Annotated in this window: 18 protein-coding genes; 9 read left to right on the top strand and 9 right to left on the bottom strand. The window is 43.1% G+C overall.

The window, feature by feature from the left end:
• Positions 1-8 precede the first annotated feature (8 nt).
• From EPX21_RS18580 to EPX21_RS18570, 3 genes are all read right to left on the bottom strand, one after another.
• Entirely contained in the window at positions 9-1,085 is a 1,077-nt protein-coding gene (locus EPX21_RS18580) for an efflux RND transporter periplasmic adaptor subunit (protein WP_166670813.1), read from the bottom strand.
• Positions 1,086-1,310: 225 nt separating this feature from the next.
• Positions 1,311-1,727, bottom strand: coding sequence for a TetR/AcrR family transcriptional regulator (locus tag EPX21_RS18575; RefSeq protein ID WP_134091169.1), 417 nt, complete (start codon positions 1,725-1,727; stop codon positions 1,311-1,313).
• 72 nt (positions 1,728-1,799) lie between these two features.
• Entirely contained in the window at positions 1,800-2,501 is a 702-nt protein-coding gene (locus tag EPX21_RS18570) for a hypothetical protein (protein WP_134091168.1), read from the bottom strand.
• Positions 2,502-3,111: 610 nt separating this feature from the next.
• Here EPX21_RS18570 and EPX21_RS18565 point away from each other — a divergent pair.
• The 9 genes from EPX21_RS18565 to EPX21_RS18525 all read left to right on the top strand — a co-directional run bounded on the left by EPX21_RS18565 (position 3,112) and on the right by EPX21_RS18525 (position 16,282).
• Positions 3,112-3,651: a sigma-70 family RNA polymerase sigma factor gene (locus EPX21_RS18565; RefSeq protein WP_134091167.1), complete on the top strand. Its 540-nt coding sequence runs from the start codon at positions 3,112-3,114 to the stop codon at positions 3,649-3,651.
• A 199-nt stretch (positions 3,652-3,850) separates the two neighbouring features.
• Complete coding sequence (locus tag EPX21_RS18560) at positions 3,851-5,038, top strand: FecR family protein (RefSeq protein WP_134091166.1); 1,188 nt, start codon at positions 3,851-3,853, stop codon at positions 5,036-5,038.
• A gap of 136 nt (positions 5,039-5,174) precedes the next feature.
• A complete protein-coding gene (locus EPX21_RS18555; RefSeq protein WP_134091165.1) occupies positions 5,175-8,636 on the top strand; it encodes a SusC/RagA family TonB-linked outer membrane protein in 3,462 nt (1,153 codons plus the stop codon).
• Between the two features lie 11 nt (positions 8,637-8,647).
• Positions 8,648-10,102 (top strand): RagB/SusD family nutrient uptake outer membrane protein, encoded by a 1,455-nt coding sequence (locus EPX21_RS18550; protein ID WP_134091164.1) that lies wholly within the window; start codon positions 8,648-8,650, stop codon positions 10,100-10,102.
• A 94-nt stretch (positions 10,103-10,196) separates the two neighbouring features.
• Positions 10,197-10,772, top strand: a complete 576-nt coding sequence (locus EPX21_RS18545; RefSeq protein ID WP_166670812.1) for a fasciclin domain-containing protein — start codon at positions 10,197-10,199, stop codon at positions 10,770-10,772.
• A gap of 123 nt (positions 10,773-10,895) precedes the next feature.
• Positions 10,896-11,897, top strand: a complete 1,002-nt coding sequence (locus EPX21_RS18540; RefSeq protein ID WP_134091162.1) for a DUF5007 domain-containing protein — start codon at positions 10,896-10,898, stop codon at positions 11,895-11,897.
• A gap of 365 nt (positions 11,898-12,262) precedes the next feature.
• Positions 12,263-13,063, top strand: coding sequence for a 2Fe-2S iron-sulfur cluster-binding protein (locus EPX21_RS18535; RefSeq protein WP_370451016.1), 801 nt, complete (start codon positions 12,263-12,265; stop codon positions 13,061-13,063).
• 37 nt (positions 13,064-13,100) lie between these two features.
• The gene (locus tag EPX21_RS18530) at positions 13,101-14,093 is read left to right on the top strand and encodes a xanthine dehydrogenase family protein subunit M (RefSeq protein WP_134091161.1); all 993 of its coding nucleotides are present in this window, start codon (positions 13,101-13,103) and stop codon (positions 14,091-14,093) included.
• Positions 14,094-14,116: 23 nt separating this feature from the next.
• Positions 14,117-16,282, top strand: coding sequence for a xanthine dehydrogenase family protein molybdopterin-binding subunit (locus tag EPX21_RS18525; RefSeq protein WP_134091160.1), 2,166 nt, complete (start codon positions 14,117-14,119; stop codon positions 16,280-16,282).
• On the opposite strand, the gene EPX21_RS18520 is transcribed toward EPX21_RS18525, so the two are convergent.
• The 6 genes from EPX21_RS18520 to EPX21_RS18495 all read right to left on the bottom strand — a co-directional run bounded on the left by EPX21_RS18520 (position 16,275) and on the right by EPX21_RS18495 (position 19,934).
• Positions 16,275-17,189 (bottom strand): AraC family transcriptional regulator, encoded by a 915-nt coding sequence (locus EPX21_RS18520; RefSeq protein ID WP_134091159.1) that lies wholly within the window; start codon positions 17,187-17,189, stop codon positions 16,275-16,277. The genes EPX21_RS18525 and EPX21_RS18520 overlap by 8 nt on opposite strands.
• Before the next feature lie 14 nt (positions 17,190-17,203).
• Positions 17,204-17,461: an Atu4866 domain-containing protein gene (locus EPX21_RS18515; RefSeq protein WP_134091158.1), complete on the bottom strand. Its 258-nt coding sequence runs from the start codon at positions 17,459-17,461 to the stop codon at positions 17,204-17,206.
• 38 nt (positions 17,462-17,499) lie between these two features.
• Positions 17,500-18,243, bottom strand: coding sequence for an SDR family oxidoreductase (locus tag EPX21_RS18510; RefSeq protein ID WP_134091157.1), 744 nt, complete (start codon positions 18,241-18,243; stop codon positions 17,500-17,502).
• Between the two features lie 131 nt (positions 18,244-18,374).
• Positions 18,375-18,839 carry a hypothetical protein gene (locus EPX21_RS18505; protein ID WP_134091156.1) on the bottom strand — a complete coding sequence of 155 codons (465 nt, stop codon included), beginning with the start codon at positions 18,837-18,839 and terminating at the stop codon, positions 18,375-18,377.
• Entirely contained in the window at positions 18,840-19,277 is a 438-nt protein-coding gene (locus EPX21_RS18500) for a DUF6010 family protein (protein WP_134091155.1), read from the bottom strand. It lies immediately after the preceding gene.
• Between the two features lie 66 nt (positions 19,278-19,343).
• Positions 19,344-19,934 carry a TetR/AcrR family transcriptional regulator gene (locus EPX21_RS18495; protein ID WP_134091154.1) on the bottom strand — a complete coding sequence of 197 codons (591 nt, stop codon included), beginning with the start codon at positions 19,932-19,934 and terminating at the stop codon, positions 19,344-19,346.
• Positions 19,935-20,007: the final 73 nt, after the last annotated feature.

Genomic DNA, 20,007 nt, shown 5'->3' with positions numbered 1-20,007 from the left:
CGATTGGATTATTTAGCAAGTTGGATGAGGGTGCTGTCTGTCAATTTATGATAGCCGCTTACAATAAGTCGGTCTTTAGCATCGAGCCCGCTTAGCACGGCAATTCCGTTATCGTACAATTTTCCGGTCGTGATCAGCCTTCGTTCAGCCCTTTTTCCGTCGGCTGAGCTAACGAAAACGAACTGTTGTCCTTGTTCATCGATCTGCACCGTCTGGATAGGAACAACCAATGGTGCAAACTTTGTGCTGTCCGTTTCTCTTTCAAGGGTGTCTGCGAGTGCTGATTTGAGCGATACCTCGGCAACCATTCCCGGCTTCAACCCGGTTCCAGCCGATTTCAATAAGACACTAGCCTTATAAGTGGGCACTCCTTGGCCGGCAATTACAGAAACCTCGTCTACCACCCCTTCCAAATCATTTAATTGAAGTGATGGCACACGGATTAATGCCAGGGAGCCTTTTTTGATGCGGTTAATTTCTGTTTCGGGTATTGAAACTTCTACTTTCAAGAAAGAGATGTCGAGCAGTTGGATGACGGGATGGCCGGGAGCGACGGTATTACCGATTTCTGCCAATTTATTGCCAACATAACCACTGACGGGTGCATATAGCTTGGTGTACGAAAGATTTTCCTGTGCCGCGCTGACCGCTGCCTGTGCTTGCTCGTATTGGGATTTCGCTTCCAATAGCTTTATTTCTGCAATGCTGCCTTTCTGGAATACCTGATTGGTGCGGTCGTAGTTTTCTTTTGCGAGTGTAGCCTGAGCCTTTTGACCTTGATATTGACTCCTATAGACGGCGTCGTCTACTTCGGCTATCAGTTGGCCTTTTTTTATATACTGTCCGATTTCTACGGGAAATCGTTGTAGCCTTCCGGATACTAAGAAACTCAGGTCTATCGTTTTTCCTGCTGTTACGGTACCGCTATAAATAACAGGACGGATAGCCTCATTATCCGTTGATAAAGCAAGCGTTTTGACTTCTACCGGCTGTTGATCAAGCGGTGGAGACTGCTGTTTTTCATTGCAAGAACTGCAGAGTAGGCCGAGTGCTAGGATGCTGATGATACTGCGTTTAGTTTCCATTATTGCCATTATTAAGATAATGGACATTTTCTATAAAAATGTCCACTTTGCTTTATTTATTGTAAGCCTTTTACCAATATGCTAATTATCCAAAATAACTTAGATGTGAGATCTTCTACCGAACCGAATAAAATCATTTCCATATTCAAACTAGCCAACGCGGTTACAGTGGCTAAAGACAAGTAATCCATATCTCGGTCGTTCTTCGGCTGGATTTCCCTGTTTTCAACAGCCCACTCCAATAACTGTTTGATTTTTTTTTCGCTCAAATCCCGTTGCCTTCGATTGTATCCTCAACAAGGGGACATCCAGCGTTTTAAGATCGGCATGAAGCTTAGGATATTCTTTGATTAACATGGAGATTTCTATAAGCATTGCCTCATAATATCTTTGTAGATTATGTTCCAGATTAAGCGTCGAAGAGGTGCGGGCTGCAGCTTTATCATAAAGCTTAAAAAACTCACCCATTGCCCACTCTTCAAATACCTCTTCTTTGTTTTTAAAATAATGATAGAGCGTGCTCCTTCCTTTTCCACATGCTTTAGCAATATCGTCCATGGTGATGTCGTTGTAACCACGACGCTTGAACACCTCCATGGATGCTTGAATAACAACTGATTTTGTATTTTGATGACGATTCACTCGACAAAAATAGAATAAATGTCTAAAATATAAAAATACTGCTGTTATGTCAATACGCGAACGACCCCAGGCCTATGCCGAGTTCTTCTCTTTTGAATAGGGGGACGAGGTAAAAGCCTCCTTGTTTTCTGGAAAAAGGTAGATTAGAAAAAATAGATGCGTAATACCCACTTCTAATATTTCTGCATCTTTTCCCGAGGGAATCAGGGTAATTGAAGCAAAGAGGACGATGCATCCGATAATTTGATAAAAGCGCGGAATGGGTATGCCGATGTGATTTAAGTAAGTTTGCACACGAGGTTTCCGTTTGTACAATTGAGGAAGCACTAGTAAGTAAAGAGCAATTGCCAAAACGAGCAGCTGTGAAAAGATAATTTTGTTCACTTTCTTCCCGCCGACAACGAGGTTATGAAGGTTAGTTTCGCCTTGCGCATTATGCCTTTGAAAGAATTCAGAGCTTCGGACATTAAAAATCCGTTGCCCCCAACTTATCTCTTCTCCTGCTACGAAAATGCTGGCCAATATAGTTAAAACTACCAGCGTACAGAATTGAAAGCCCTTTTTTTTTCCAAATTGCTTCAGGTAACGAAATCCTGTAATTATAATTCCTATGAGCGGTAAGACAGTCAGGTTCTCCACAAAACCGTCTTCAACCACATATACCTCCTCGAACCAATATAAATTAGTTCTCGAAGCGACGACGCCAACTAAAACGACGATCGAGATAAAGCCTAATACGAGATATTCAAAAAGGGTAATTTTACGGTTATTCATATTACTAATTATTAACGAAACACAAAGAAAACATTGGCGAAACCGCCTAAAACTATAAGCTTAGGTCCATTTAAAAAACCATGCGTATGTAATAATGCGGGGGATTTTATGTTTAACTGTCAGATACAGAGTTTGTAGGGCGGATTTGCGAAGCAAGAGGAATAAAAAAAATGGCGGGAAAAATGAGGCTTGGGTGACAAAGGTTTGATTCCTTTAGAGGCGTCGCGGTACGCCATCTAAATTCCATTCAACAGTGAATGTTATATCAGTTGGGGGACTGATGAAAAAAGTTTCTTACCGTAAATGAGATTAATGGAAACTATTCCTGGTAGTGAAGGAATCCTGTCCAGGCGCCCAATTGTGTCGAAAGCATTCTAATTACAACCCATTGTGTGCTGATAAGGCGAAGTTTTAAGACACAGGTAGGTTATTACTTATGTTGGCTAGCTGCCGAAAATTACGCAAACGGTTGCGTTTGTAACTAATTTGTTAATTTCGTTTTTATCCGTTAACATTGATTTGAAATCCGCTACAGACGGGTTCTTTAACCAATAAAAAACTGAACTACTAAGGGGTATAGGGATAATTATTACTTTAAAAACGGGATATCATGGACAAAATGACGCCTGAAGAAGTGAAGCATTGGTTTAATTTGTATTATACCCGACTGTGTACCTTTGCTTTTCGATTGGTAAATTGTAAGGAAACGGCTCGTGATTTGGCCCAGGACGCCTTTGTGGTGCTGATGAACGGTCATTTACTCGCTAAAGACGATGTTGGCAGTGTTAAAAGCTTTCTTTATAGTACGGTTAAGTTTGCGGCACTGAATCGAATACGGCATCAACAGACCGTCAGGCGCGTCCATGAAGAACATCCATTAGAGGAAGCCGAAGAAGCACATGTATTGCAGGCGATGTTGCATGCAGAAATTCTCGGAGAACTGCATGCTGCCTTGGAAAGTCTGCCTGCGGGTTGTGCCACCGTTTGCCGGATGAGTTATTTGGAGGGGATGAGAAATGCGGAGATCGCTGAGTCGTTGGATGTCAGCATCAATACGGTGAAGACCCAAAAGCAGCGTGCCTTGACGTTATTGAGGGGCAGGCTGTCGCCGCAAGCTTTGTCGGTGCTGTTCTGTTTGTTGTGGAGGTAATCAATCAGATTTATTAGGCCTCCTTTTCGTGCCTCTTCTGTCCGGATATTTCTAGGCCGGATTTATCGTTAACGACCGACATCTGCCTAGCAAATTCTTCTTAGGTAAACTTTCCGATAGTCATAAAAAATATTTACTTCCCTTTCACCCCTTTTTACTTTTCAGGTTACTTAGTTATAAAAAGCGTTACTATTCTTTTATGAGCAAGGAACATTTTGAGCTGGCAGAACGTATTTCGCGCTATCTCCAAGGCAAACTAAATCCGGAGGAGGAGGCCGAATTGCTGGCTCGGGCTGCAGAAGACCCGGTGATTTATCGCTTATTGAAACAGTATGAAGATGGAGAACAGCTGGCCGAAGACCTTGCTTTTATGGATAGTGTGGACAAAGAAGCAGATTGGCAACTGATGCTAAAAAAGCAAGAGGAGACAACGGTACCTTTTCACAATACAACGTTCACTTGGAGAGCTAAGATAGGCTGGTGGGTTGCGGCCTGTTTTCTCATAATCAGTGGGGCATTTTGGTTATGGAAAATCTATACGCCAGTTCCTGTCGGAATTATACCTGACACTCAATATGGACACAAAAATGATGTATTGCCGGGAGGAAATAGTGCTATACTGACGCTGTCCGATGGAAGAGAGGTTGAGTTAGGCATAGATAACGGCCAAATAAAAGACGGAAACGCTGAATTGGCAGTTGGCGAACAGCTGGTTAATTATATTAAGGGCGACGAGCAGGACACCGCGCGGCATCATACCATCCGTACCCCGAAAGGCGGCACCTACATTGTCGAGCTATCGGATGGAACCAAAGCGTGGCTCAATGCAGAATCTGCTTTGGAATTTCCCGTTGCTTTTGGAAATGACAGCAGATGGGTAAAGCTCTTGGAAGGAGAAGTTTACTTTGAAGTGGCTCAGCAAGCTACAGCACCTTTTCTAGTCTACAGCAGCGACTTTCAAGTGGAGGTACTAGGGACGGCATTTAACGTCAATACTTATACCAACGGAAGGTCAAAGGCTATTTTAACAGCGGGGAAGATAAAAGTAAAAAGAGGAGAGGAGCAACAAGTTATAGAAGCAGGTTATGCTGTAACGGCCTTTCCAGACAAGCTTTCGGTGCAAGAGGTGGATATGGAAGAGGCCTTGGCGTGGAAAGATGGCTATTTCTACTTTGATGGCAAAAATCTACAACAGATACTGACGGAGGTGGCTCGATGGTATGATGTAAAAGTAGAATACGAGACCGAAATGCCTAAAAAGAAGTATCGGGGAGGCATGAAGCGCAGCGTCACTTTGGCAAACGTGTGCGATGTGTTGACCGATCTAAGCGGAAAGGCCTTTTCGATCGAAGGCAAAAAGCTAATTGTAAAAAGTCTTAGAAATTAGAAAGGAGTATTTATGATCTAAACCAACCGAGCCGATTGTATGCTAAACGAAACCGGAAGTACGGCCATACTTCCGGAATGACAAGGCATGAATGAAATCATCTTAACAAGATTAATAACCTTACCAAATCAAATATATGGATAAATTTCCTAACGGTCAGTATCGTGGCTGGTATGACCTCGTATTGACCTGTCGAAAAAAACTTTTAATTACGAAGCTGACATTGGTATTTGTGTTGATATTTAGCCTGAGTTTGCAGGCAAGTGTGTTGGCCCAAAAGCTTACCATTTCAAAAAAAGATATTTCTCTAGAACAATTATTTAACGAAATTAAAGAGCAAACCGACTACCGTTTTATATTCGAAGAAAACCTATTGACCGGTTTCGAAAAAATTTCGCTGAACTTAAGGGATGTTACGTTAGAAGAGCTACTAACGGAAGCTTTTCGCAACCAAAACCTTTCTTTCCAGATTCATGACGGTACTGTTGTGGTGAAAAGACTGCGGACGAAGTTTTTACAGCAAAAAGTATCGGGTACAGTAAAGGATGAAAAGAATCAGCCTTTTGCAGGGGTCTCAATACGAGTAGTTGGCAAAAATTTATATGCGGTTTCCAACGAGCAGGGCGCTTTTGAAATTAATGCGGCAAAAGGAGATAGTTTACGTTTCTCTTTCGTCGGGTATAAAACAGAAACGCTGGTAGTGCAAGAAAATCTACTGAACCTATCCATGCAACTGGATGAGAATAAGGACTTAGACGAAGTGGTGGTGGTTGGATATCAGCAGCAGTCATTACGGAAAACGACTAGTGCCGTACAAATAGTTTCGGGTAAGCAAATTGAGAATCTTCCTGCTCCCAGTTTTGAAGCACTACTACAAGGACGAGTAGCTGGGGTAAATATCCAAAATTTTTCGGGAGCTCCTGGCGTGAGGAATACGTTTACGGTTCGTGGAAACTCGACAATCTCATCTGGTTTCAATACTGAAGATTTTGATCTAGCCAGGACAATGAGCACCCCGCTGTATATCATCGACGGAATACCACTTACAATAACGGACCTCGAAGGATCGTCTACCACTGGAACGAATTTTTTGGCCGGAATTAATGTGAACGATATTGAAAGCATTGTGGTGCAAAAGGATGCTGCAGCAACTGCTGTTTGGGGGTCAAGAGGTGCAAATGGAGTTGTTGTTATCAATACGAAGAAGGGCGCAACAGGAAAACCGCAAGTTCGGCTGTCTGCGTATGCGGGTGTCTCACAACGGCCAGAGCTTCAGCGAACCTACGCAGGAGCGGAAGAGCGTCGGTTAAAAATGCGATTGCTGGAAGAATATGGAAGTCATAATCAGCTTCAGAACATACCTCAAATGTTGACAGACAGCCTTAATCCTTCCTATAATAATGCAACCGACTGGCAGGAGCTGTTTTATCAGACAGGCCTTGTCCAAAACTACGATGTAAATATATCCTCGGGAAACGAAGTTTTGAATTATCGTCTTTCTTTCAATCATTACAATGAAGACGGGATTATCAGGAATACGGGCTTCAAAAGATATGCGATGCGGGGTAACTTTGACTTTAAAATTTCACCGAAATTAAATTCTAATCTGGTTATATCCGCGTCACGGACAGACAGAAAACGAGGATTGGGAAGAAGTAGGGGACTCGTAGATGAAAATCTTCCGATTAATCCAACACAGTTACCCTCATCATTTGTACGTTTGGGCCAGAATGATTACGACTTTTACTATGGTTTGTATGATCGACTGCGGGATAAAAATATAACCGATGCATTCAGTTTATATTCTCAAACGAATATTAAATTGCTTAAGGGCTTGGAATATTCGTTTCAGGGATCTATTTCTGCGAACATTGATAATCGCGACCGCTTTTTTCCCGCTGAACTCGATGCAAATGGCGTGTCAAACGCATTTAGCAATGCCTCCCGCTACAGTTCGTACTACTTAGCAAATGTATTGACTTATACCAATAGCTGGAGCAATACGCATAATTTGGTGTTTACTGGTATGCAATCGTTTCAATATGATGCCAGGAACTCCACGTATGTCGGTGGTAACAACGTGCCAACGGACGATATTCAGGTTGTGACAGGAATCGCACAGCGGGATTTATTCGGCAACTCCAATTTTGGCGAGGCAGGTTTGCTTTCTTATATGGGACAGCTTGCATATGACTATAAGGGAAAATATCTATTAAGTGCCTCTTGGCGTGCCGATGCGTCCTCCCGTTTTGGGGCCAACACTAAGTGGGGATATTTTCCTGCGGCTTCTTTAGGGTGGTTAGTTTCCGAGGAAACGTTTATGAAGGACGTTAACTGGATAAACTTATTTAAGTTTCGAGCAAGCTATGGTCTTTCAGGGACATTACCTGATAATTTTTATGCGCCTTTTAATGTATGGGATGTAACAACAGAAACCTATGACGGCATTACCATGGCAACGCCTTCCTTTGCGAATCCTATAACCCAGCCTGATCTTACTTGGAATAAATCAAGACAGCTAAACGTGGGGGCAGATATGTATTTGCTTAGTAACAGATTAAATATAACAGTTGATGCCTATAGGAAGGAAACCATTAATCCTATTATGGGATTTCCTTACCCTTTTTACACCGGTTTTACAACCTTAACGTATAACGTTCCGCTCAATATTCTTAACGAAGGGGTGGATCTGTTGATTCAAACAAGGAATTTGCCAAGTTCAAGCGCGCTGCAATGGAACACTAACTTTAATTTGAGTTACAATAGGAATAGACTGGCCTCCCTACCTCAGGGCAACAGGGGCTTTTTTACAAGTTCTCAGGGATACAATCAGCAATTACTATTTAATGTTGGAAGTCCGGTTTACACTTGGGGGCAAATGGTTTATGAGGGAGTGTATTCACATTTAGGTGAAATCCCCATTAATCCATTGACGGGGGAGAAGTTGACGTATTGGACGGGAAACCGTCAGGTGATACCAGGCGATCCCATATGGCAAGACGTTAACGGAGATTATGATGTATGGGACCGGCAAGACCTACAACCCACCGGCGACCCGAATCCAACATTCACTGGAGGATTGTATAACGAGTTCTCCTATAAGAATTTTTCGATATCGGCGTTGTTCACGTTCACTTTGGGCCGTGACATTATTAACAATTTTATGGCTAACCAATATGCTGGTGTATGGAATTACGGCAACATAAATAGTTATGCCAATCGTCGTTTGCCTGATTTTGACGGTATAAATTATTGGACACCTTCGAGGGCAGAGAACCCCGATTATCAAGCAGATTTTCCTTCTTTGAACCCCTATGGTAACAGCTATTACCAGTTTTTACCTTTTTCTACGATGTGGAATGAAAATGGGAATTTCGTGCGGTTAAAAATGGTCAGCTTAGGATATAATTTTAAGCCACAACTGTTGAGCCGACTGGGGCTAAAGAATGCACGCGTATATAGCATGATAGATAACTTGTTTATTCTCCAGTCTTCTTCAGTTCCAGATGCTGAGTTAGTGACGCCTCAAGGCGAATATAGCGGAGGGGCTTATCCGTTGCCCAAAAAATACACAATTGGATTAGAGGTTACCTTTTAATTTTTGGTAGTATGAGAAAGAAATACAGAAAAATAGTAGTGCTCGTTTTCTTTGCAATTACAAGCGCAACGTCATGCAACAAATATTTGAATCTGGAACCCATTAACGCCACCTACGATGAGGTGTTTTGGGTAAATGGTTCCAATGTTGAAAAAGCACTTTCCGGGGCATATGGGATGTTACGAAATGCATTTAGGTTAGACCGCAGTTATTTTATCACAGGCGATCTTGCAGGGGATAACTTTTTAATTGGAGGTGATTTATGGAATTACACAAGTTTCAGGGATGAGGGAGGCTTGCGTTTTTCCAACGCATCTTATTTGGAAGGTTCCGTGCATAACTGGACGCGGTTCTATGCCATTGTCAATCAATGCAACCTGATTATTGAAAATATTGGGGATATCGATTCGTCGTTATTTAGCGGCGGTGAAACCCAAAAACAGCGCTTCGAAGGAGAAGCTAGGTTTCTAAGGGCCTATACCTACTTTTACATGGTCCGTACATGGGGAGACCCTATTTTGGTAAAAGAGTCTTTTGCAGACCCTGGTAATGTGCCTTCGCTAGGGCGTTCTCCTGAGGCAGAAGCACTGGATTTCTGTCTAACGGATTTGAATCGGTCTCTAGAGCTATTGGACAATAACTCGTCCAGCACACATGCTAATTTAGGCGCCGTTCAGGCTCTATTAGCACAAATCTACGCATGGCGACATGATTACCAAAATGCCGAGCGGTATTGTGATGAGGTAATCAATTCCGGAACATATGCATTGGAGGATATTCAGACCTACAAAAACATTTGGAGGGGCAACTCGAGGGAAAATATTTTTGAATTGTTTATGCAGTTTGATCCCGTAAGTAATGAAGCTACGGATGGGTTTTTTAATGTGTTTCTTACTGAACCGTATGTGCGTAACAGACAAATAGCAGCGGTGTTCCATATTGGAGACCATATAAGGAATCTATTCGTGGAAAGCGATCTTCGTTATCCACAGATCATAGAACCAGTCTTCGGTGAAAGCGCATACATCCTAGTCAAATATGATAATGTTGATTATTACGATCCAAATAATGTTAACACCTATGTAGTTAGTAATAATTTAGTGCTCCTCCGGCTTGCAGATATCATCTTATTGCGTTCCGAAGCTAGGTTTAAGAATGGGAACGAAGGAGGAGCCTTGTCAGACCTAAATACCATCAAAAGTAGAGCAGGATTGGGCGACTTCACGGGAGGAACGCAATCCTTATTTGAGGAGATTCTGGATGAGAGAAGACGTGAGTTAATAGGTGAAGGTACTTTCGCATACGATGCGATTCGAATGGAACAGCTACAACGTCTTTTCCCCAATTCTTATACGGCAAGTAGGATCGCACAAAAAGGATACTATTGGCCGTTAGATTTAAATGCACTATTGCCGCAAGCTCCTTTGCTGACGCAGAACGAGGTGGCGATCCAATTATTAAAATAATTATTACCGGGTTAAAAGACAGTTGTCTGTCATTCGAAATAGGAACCTAGACAGCGTTTACGCAACTGTTTTGTCGATTTAAATAGCTATGGATATGAAATATAGAAACTTTTTCATTGTATTCGTCATAACATTATTAATGCATACGGCGTGTAAACAGGACAATTATTTCGTAGGAGGAAGTTTGCATGATCCTAATGTAAATATGACTACCTATGATTTTCTGAAGAACAACAGTCGGGGGCTTTTCGATACCTTGCTCATAATCGTCGATTCAGCAGGACTGAAAGAAAAGATCAACCAACAAAATATTACTTTTTTTGCACCCACCGACTATTCAATAAACAATTACCTCACGAAAAGGGCAATAGAAGAGCAGGAGATCGACCCTTTTAGACGGTGGACAATCGATTCTCTATTGAAATACGAGATCGACAAGGTCGTTGATTCTATTGATATTTATATCGTGCCAAGACTTGTCTCGTATCAAGATCTTACGCAAAACGGATCGGTATTTGAAACGAATAAGGCCGGCGCCAGTACTATAATTTCGTACGAGTCGACAAATGCTGAAGATTTGGGCCATAACAGCACCAGCTCCTTACTGCCTCAGGTAATGTATTATACCTACCTTTATAATCCTTTAACGCCTCCTATTATAGCCAGTTAGATCAGCAGCGCCGACGGTGCACGAACTATTGTGCAGACATCGGGAATACGATCTACTACAGGATTTGTAAATGTATTAGGTAATGGGCATATCTTGTTTTTTTCCAGATAAATATACTTGACAATGAAAGCTTATAGAATTATACGTGTATGCGTCAGTGCATTATTGATAAATATAGTGATATTCATTTTTCACGGGTGTAAAAAAGTACCGAACGGCTATTTGAGTGATATCATTCGGTATACTGAATACCCTATTACTGTAGAGAAGGGGAGGACAAAGGTTAGTACACCCCTCTTATTGGAGGGGTCAAGCCAACCCCTAAGGGTCAAGTTACTACATGTTTATGACCAAAAAACGGGTGCTTTGGTAGACGACCTTTTTATGGAAGAATATCCGATAAAAAAGTGGGTCGGCCTCTATGATCCATCGGTAGACACCACACTGGAGTTGATCGCTGCTAAGCAGAAGGATACCGTCATGACAGCTATAACCGTAAACGAAAGAAGTGGCCAATTAGAAGCGAATGTTAATACCTTAGAACTGCCGGTAGGTGAGTATCTTTTTGATTTAGAGATATCCAACAGTACGGGGTCGAGAGTTTTCGAAAAAATTGGTCGTTTCGACCTTGTTGATGCGCCTTTTTATGAAATTCCTGCTGTTCGAAGCACCGTAGCCATGAAGGTGGGAGAGGAATCTACCACCAAAACGCTACCAGCGGGAACGATAGCCGTTGAAAGGATAAATGATCATGAAAATAGAATCATTGTAGAAATTGTCGATAAGAACGGCGTACCTTTTAATCCGGCGGCAGGCGAGATTGCTCGTAGACCTGCAGGGGGGAATACTGACGGTTGGTTACAGACAATGCAAGATTATTCCTTGGGGTATGAATCTTTCGATGGTAGAATGGAATTTGCTTACGGTGTCGTTCCATTTCCTTTAAACTCTCTCGGCAACGGGTTTAATTATTATTATCGCATTCCTACGCAGTATGTTCGTTTTGACGAAGACTTAGGAATAGAGGATGACACATACTCTTGTAATGCTCGTTTCTCTTTCAGGGTTTTTATTCCCGGGACATATAAAATAACTGTTACCGTTTTAGGAGTTACCCGGCGTTGATGCTCGCCGGACCAAGTTTGATAGGACGAATGGGAACGAGTTGCGAATCCAAAATGATGGAGCAGCTGTTCAGGCCGAATAGAAGACATATATCCATTGTATTAACTTGGGCGTCAATTGTTTCAAATACTTGGGCGAGGGGCTGTAAAATCGGTTGTTTAAGAAAAAGTTAAGGTGAAAAACGCCGGGCGATCCCCAATAAGTGAGCGTAAAGGTACGGAGTGGCATAGGCGATTTTTAAGGTGAACAATATTTCTGCAGCTTACAGCCAAGAAATTTTTGCCCGCATTCTCCAAAACTATTCTTTTTAAGTGATTGTTAGTAACATACATTATCTGTTAACTATTGAATCCAATAACACGATTATGGAAATGTTTGATCAGGAGGAGTACCCAAAAGATAGGAAGTTGTCAGCGGATGAAAATAAAATTCTCGATCAGCTAGGGCTTTTCGGCGAGTCGCGGCGCCGGTTTATCGCTAAAATTTCCGCAGCTAGTTTAAGTGTTTTGGCGGCTCCTTATTTTTCCTTAGAAGCTTATGGCTGTGAGAAGGCGCATCCAATAACGGAAACTTCCGAAGCCTTGGTAAACGAAGTGCAGGTTCAGCTACACGTAAATCATACGGTTAAGCCTTTACATCTCGACTCGCGGACGACCTTATTGGATGCCCTTCGGGAACATTTACAGCTAACGGGTACAAAGAAAGGTTGTGACCACGGACAGTGCGGTGCTTGTACGGTGATGGTTGACGGTAAGCGGAAACTCTCCTGCCTGATACTGGCCGCTAGCTGTAAAGACAAGGAGATTACCACCATAGAAGGCTTAGCAGATGAAAGCGGTTTGCATCCTATGCAAACGGCCTTTTTAAAACATGACGGGTTTCAATGTGGTTACTGCACCCCGGGTCAAATATGCTCGTCGGTGGCGCTGTTGGCCGAAGTGGAGCATGGCGAAGCGAGTTATGTGACGGAAAATATCAGGGATATTCAACACCATATCGAACTTTCTGAAGAAGAAATCCGGGAGCGTATGTCGGGTAATATCTGCCGTTGCGGTGCCTATAACAATATCGTCGAGGCGATTAAAGAAGTGCAAACGGGCAAAGACGAAACGGAGAAATGGCAGTTTGCGACGGCCGAGCAGATGCAAAAAGCCTCGTCTTCCTGAACTGAATCGTTAAGCTTTCCACTCTTATAATGTAACAATGAGACCCTTTGTATATATAGAACCGAAAAATCCGCAAGAAGCGTTGGCGGCCTCTGTAGCCAATAGCGCTGCTAAATACCTTGGGGGCGGTACGAATTTAATTGACTTGATGAAGGAGGATGTCGAACGTCCTGCGGAACTGATCGAAGTTGCCGATTTAAACTTTAAAGAAATCAAGGCGACCGGAAAGGGCGGCTTTCTATTGGGGGCAATGTGCAATAACGCCGAAACGGCCAATCATCCCGAAATTAGAAAAAGCTATCCTTTGCTTTCTATGGCCATGCTTTCTGCAGCGACGGCGCAGATCCGGAATATGGCGACTAACGGTGGTAATCTATTGCAGCGTACCCGCTGTCCGTATTTTTATGAGGTTTCCATGCCCTGTAATAAACGGGCACCCGGCACGGGCTGCGGCGCAATAAAAGGAATGAACGCCCAGCACGCCCTATTCGGATGGAGCGAGCAATGTGTTGCGGTAAACCCTTCGGATATGTGTGTTGCTTTAGCTGCACTTGGCGCCGTTGTGCACGTACAGCAAGCAGATAGCGGTATGAGAACGATTGATTTTGCTGATTTTCACCGCTTACCCGGAAGTCAGCCTGAAAAAGACAATACCTTGCAGCCTAATGACCTGATTACGGCTATCGAGTTGCCTGCGCCTGTTTTCTCAGATCATTATTATTATTTAAAGATCCGTGAGCGATCTAGTTATGCCTTTGCACTGGTTTCAGTAGCGGCCGGATTACAAATACGGGACGGAGCGATTGCCCAGGTCGGCCTTGCGATGGGTGGTGTTGCCCATAAGCCTTGGAAATTGACAGCAGCAGAATCTTTTTTGAAGGGTAAAAAGCCGAGTGCTCAAAATTTTGAAGCGGCTGCGGACCTAGCTATGCGCGAGGCGCGTCCACTTTCGGACAACGGATTTAAGGTTGAAATGGGGAAAAAGGCTATTGTGAGAGCGCTTTCTCAGGCCTATGAGCGGACAGCGTAAACTAATCTAAAGGAAAGATCAACATGGAAACAGCCACATCATCAGGAATAGGTAATGCGATTGATCGGGTGGAAGGCCGGTTAAAAGTAACCGGGATGGCTAAGTATGCTTCGGAATTTTTTGTGGAAAACCTGGCTTATGCACAGGCGATCAACAGTACCGTAGCAAAGGGAAAAATTGTCTCAATCGACACGTCGGAGGCCGAAAAGCAGAAAGGGGTAATTTTAGTTCTTACCCATTTAAATGCAGAGAAACTGAAAGCTTACGATGAAGAACGTCCAGTCCTTTCGGTATCGAGCATACAGCCCGTATTGCAGAGTCCGGAAATTCACTACTATGGAGAATACGTCGGGCTGGTGGTTGCCGACACTTTTGAGCAGGCACAATACGCCGCCCGTTTGGTTAAAATTGAGTATGAAAAAGATGCCCCAACAATAAATTTTGAGGAGGCGCGGGGTGAAGCTTATAAACCTAACGAACAATCTGATCATTTGCGCGGCGATATCGATGCGGGTATGGCTGAAGCAGAGGTCAAGCTGGAAGCGACTTACAACACGCCCATTGAACATCAACATCCGATGGAACTTCATGCCATTATAGCCACTTGGGATAACGGAAAAGTAAAGGCTTATGCCAGTCAACAGATGATCGATAATGCGGCTATTACGATTGCAGAAACTTTTCAGATACCGAAGCGAGACGTCCGCGTAATAGCGCCTTACGTAGGTGGAGGCTTCGGATCTAAGTTGCACGCAAAGCAGCATGTGATTTTAGCCGTTATGGCGGCGAAAATGACAGGGCGACCCGTGCAGCTGACGGTAACCCGTCAACAGATGTTTACGAACACCAATTTAAGACAGCATAATGAGCAGAAAATAAGCATCGGCGCTACCAGAGACGGAAAGCTTACCGCCTTGGCCCATGATACACTTTCGCATACATCCACTTATGAAGAATATCAGGAGCCCTGTGGAAGTGTTTCTAAAATGCTTTATAATGTGCCTAATAATAGGGTTACGCATCGATTGATCCCCATGAATATACAAACGCCCTTCGCTATGCGCGCACCGGGGGAGGCCACAGGCAGCTTCGCCCTCGAGTCGGCTATGGACGAATTGGCTTGGAAACTTAAAATGGATCCCATTGCTTTCCGGATTTTAAACGATACGCAAACAGATTTGAGTAATGATAAGGCCTTTTCTTCCCGTCTCTTGAAAGAGTGTTTGCGTATTGGTGCCGACAAGTTTGGTTGGAACCAACGGAAAATGACGCCCGGCACCAATCGTCAGGGAAACTGGCTGATCGGTTATGGTGTGAGTGCTGCATCGAGGGCTGCTCCTTATCAAAAGACATCCTCGAAGGTGCTTCTAGAACTTAAAAACAAAACGCTTTATGCCACCGTTCAGATGGATGCTACTGATATCGGCACGGGAAGTTATACGATTATTGCGCAAACAGCGTCGGAGTATTTGGGAATACCTGTAGAGCGAATTACGGTAGAGATTGGCGATTCCCTCTTTCCGGTAACTCCCGGTTCGGGCGGTTCCTGGGGAGCTGCGTCTTACGCGAATGGTGCCCGAATGGCCTGTTTAAATGCGATCGATGGATTGAAGCGGAAACTGAATAGCCATGATAAGGCTGGTAGCATTGAAGCCTTGATGATCGATAATCAGGTTACGCGCTATGAGGCGGAGGGCACTGCAGAACCTTCCGAGGCGTTTAAAAAGCATTCGGTATATTCCTTCGGAGCTAATTTTTCGGAAGTTTGGGTAGATAAAGACACTGGCATGTACCGTATCAAGCGGATGGTGAATGTGGGTGCCTGTGGCAAGATTTTGAACCCTAAAACTGCCTTTGGGCAGATTATCGGCGGATTGACCATGGGTGCCGGGATGGTTATCGCTGAACAGAGCCGTGTTGAACCTAATTATGGAAACTTTATTACCCGATCTTTTGCGGATTATCATGTGCCTGTCAATCTCGACATGGCCAATATTGAGGTCGTGTTTCTTCCTGAAGAAGATAAGATAGCCAATGAAATGGGCGTAAAAGGCATCGGCGAGCTAGGTATTACCAGTGTGGCGGCATCGATTACCAATGCCATTTTCAACGCTACCGGAAAGCGGATGCGCGACTTGCCCGTTACGCCCGAAAAATTGCTAACGGCAGCAGTAGAGGAGATCAGTTAAAGCTGGCACGGAACTCCATAGGAGATTGATTGGTCTTTTGCTTGAACAATTTGCTGAATGATTGCGGATGTTCAAAACCAAGTTCGTAAGCAATTTCCGCAACAGACATATTCGTGGTGCTTAAGCGTTCTTTAGCATAATCAATCAGCTTGTACTGTATGTGTTGCTGGGTGTTTTGTTGAGTGTACATGCGTAAAAGGCTACCTAAGTAGTTAGGCGAAATATGCAGTTGATCTGCGAGGTAGCTTACCGTCGGGATGCCGTCTTTCAGTAATTTTCCGCTTACAAAATATTCAGAAAGCACCTGCTCAAAACGTGCTAACAGTTCGTAGTTTGATTTTTTGCGGGTAATAAACTGACGCTCATAGAAGCGTTCGGCATAAATGAGCAACATTTCCAGTTGGGCAATAATGAGCTCTTGGCTAAATTTGTCGATGTTGGACTGATACTCTTTTTCGATGTTTTGCAAAAGGCTGACGATCACGTTTTCTTCTTTGTCAGACAAAAAAAGTGCTTCATTGACGGCATACTGAAAAAAATCGTATGACTTTATTTTCTTCGCTAATGGGGTGTTCCATAAAAAATCGGGATGAATGAGCAACAGCCAACCTGCCGGCTCCACTACCATTTCTGGATTGATTTCAATCTTCAAAAATTGAAGCGGTGCGATAAAGGATAACACACCCGAATCGAAATCATATTGCTGTTGCCCGTAATTGAATTTGGCGTTGACATTCCGCTTTAAGCCAATCGTATAAAAATTCTGGATCCATTTCACATTCGTTTCATCGAAGGGATACGAAACCTTGCTGTAATCGATCAGGCTAATCAACGGATGTTCGGGATTAGGAAGATTACAGAATGCATGAAATTCTGCGATCGAATTAAGGCGGAATGTCTTTTCCATAAAAGCTAATTTACTTAATTATTTTCTTTGTAAAAAACCATGCCGCCATGATACAATATCCCATCTTTAAATTCACCATCGGCTGTAAAACCTGTATCGTCTCTATAGTCGATGTGATTTCCGGTAACCTGATAAGTACCCTGATAAGCACTTTTGCGATTGCCTCGGGCTTCATCGTATCGATTATTTGGCAGCAATTCGTGGCGGATGTGGCCGTCTTTGGTTACCCACATGCCGATATATGCTTTGGTTTCCTCTGTTGTTTGATGCATGGTCTTTTCTTTTGATTTTGAATGCTATTGTCCTTTCGTTAAAAGGATTTTTGTGCCGTCGGCCGTACAACAATTTCGTTGACATCCACATCGGCAGGTTGCGATACGGCATAAGCTACGGCTCTGGCAATGGCCGCCGCAGGAAGTAAATTTGTCCTGAATTTTTCAATGGCCAATTGCTTCAGCTCTGGGTCTGAAATACTTTCCGCCAGTTCAGATTCTGTTGCTCCCGGGGCCACTAAGGTGACACGGATATTGTCGCTTAGCTCCTGACGTAAGCCTTCGGAAAGAGCTCGTACAGCAAATTTTGTGGCGCTGTAAACGGTAGAGGTTGGTCCCACCCAGCGGTCCGCAACAGAAGTAATGTTCACGAACTGGCCGCTGTCTTTCGCTTCAAAAATGGGAAGTGCAGCTGCTATGCCATGCAAGACGCCTTTGATGTTTACATCGATCATCCTGTGCCACTCGTCTATTTTGTAGCTATTGATCATAGAGAGCGGCATTAATCCGGCATTGTTTACAAATACGTCCAATGTGCCGAATTGCGCTGTCGCATAGTTGGCAAACGCAGCGACATCTTCTGTATCCGTTACGTCCAGCTTTTTGTAAACTGCTTCTCCACCATTCGATGAAATAGATGCGGCAATCGCTTCTAGCTTGTCTACACGCCTGGCCCCTAATACAAGCTTTGCACCTAGCGTTGCTAAATGCCGGGCAATTGCTTCCCCGATACCACTGCTTGCTCCGGTAATGGCGATCACTTTTCCTTTGATGTTTTCCATTTTCTTAACGTTTTTGTTGTTGAATGATAATACAAAGGTGGTTAAGAATGACGGGTGTTACGTAGCTCAATCAACGAATGATGTAGCCAAATCGTGAATTCTTTTCAGGTATAAAAGCGGAAGATAAAAGTTTAAAAAGGTCGGAAATAAGGTCGACTTGTAAGCGGCGAAAAGGCCCAAGGAATCGAAGATAGTATAATCAATAGCCCTATAGTGAACCATATTGCCATTGTTTTAAATTTTTCGATAGCTGTCTCTTTGCGTTTCGCTTTTGCCGAACCGATACTGATCACCACGATGGCTATTAGCATCATTAAGCTGTGCTCCATTCCGAAAAAGCGGATTTCACGTTGATGCACAGCGTCTTTGAAATAATGTAGGAAATAATCGATAATCGGACTAACAAAATAAAGCCAAAGACCTAGTATAAGTTGAATATGGGCAATGGTAGCAGTCCAATGCCTCACAGCATTGTCGGATTTCGAAAAATGCCTTTTAGATAGCCAACCGCTGTAAGCGCGGAAGAGAGCAAAAAGTAAACTTGCCAATACAAACCAACGGGTTAACGAGTGTAGGGATAAAAGCGTCGAATACATTTATGTAGTAATTAAGGGATGTTTCTTGAATACGTTCCAGATGGTTGGCGCCCCAAAGAAAAACCAAAGGGCAAGAATTGGGTCGCAAACGGCGCAGCCCGCAGAAGAAGCAGGTTCCAGGTAAACGATTGGATTTCCATATAAGTGATGTAGCAGGTCCCAAGCTGTATGAAGTAACCAACCAATACCAATAAAATAGTAATGTTTTAATCCTTGGTAAGCCACAAATAACATGACCGACCCGAACACAAATTCCCATACGCCTAAACCGCCGTCCCAATAAACTCCGCCTGCGCCAGCAATGATTATCGCGTTTAATTTCTGTCTGTTCGGCTCTTTTACAAACGACATGATGGAGATGAATGCAAATGCAATCCATATTGCAACAACGGCATTGATCCAGGTGAATTCGGGAATCATATGATGAGAAGTGTCCATACTTTTTGTTTTTCGGAATAAAGATAAATGATAACATACTAAATAGTATGTTTTTAAAGAAAAAAATTATTTCAGCGTGTTTAGATAGCTTTTAAGTTCTTTTAAATAAGGGAAATAAACTTTTTTGCTGTTTTCTAATTTTCCGAAATTTCGTATGCCCCAATAGCCGGAGACCACAAAGGTTGTTACCTGTTTTGGATTTACGTCTTCACGGATAAGTCCTTTTTTCTTTCCCTTTTCAATGGTTGCGATCATTACATTTGTCCATTGTTGTGTCAGTTCATTTAATACGTTATTAAAGTCGGCATGCCAAGGGGTCATTTCTTGCGTAAAATTCGAAGCCGGACAACCGTATTCAACTTTCAAAAATTCATTTTCAATTAATAGGTGATGCATTAAGTTGTAAATGGCATCTATCGGGTTTTCTTCGCGCTGCAATGGTTCAATGAAACTATTGGTGAGTGTAGGCTTTAAGATTTCGTTGATGATGGCAATTCCCATTTCGTCTTTTGTTTTGAAATGGTAATAAAATGCGCCCTTTGTTACTTGCGTGGTAGCAATGATATCGTCAATACTGGTTGTTTGATAACCTTTAATGTAAATGAGTTCGAATGCTTTTTGTAAGATTGTTAGCCGTGTTGCCTCTGCTTTTTTCATATACTCTAATTAATTACAAGTTTTTGGGCTACTTTTTTTCGGAGCCGGTTAAATTTCTTTCTCTTGGATCAAG

Source organism: Olivibacter sp. XZL3 (assembly GCF_004368405.1).
Taxonomy (GTDB): domain Bacteria; phylum Bacteroidota; class Bacteroidia; order Sphingobacteriales; family Sphingobacteriaceae; genus Olivibacter.
Note: the sequence above shows the minus strand (reverse complement) of the source record. Positions and strands in the feature narration are given on the sequence as shown.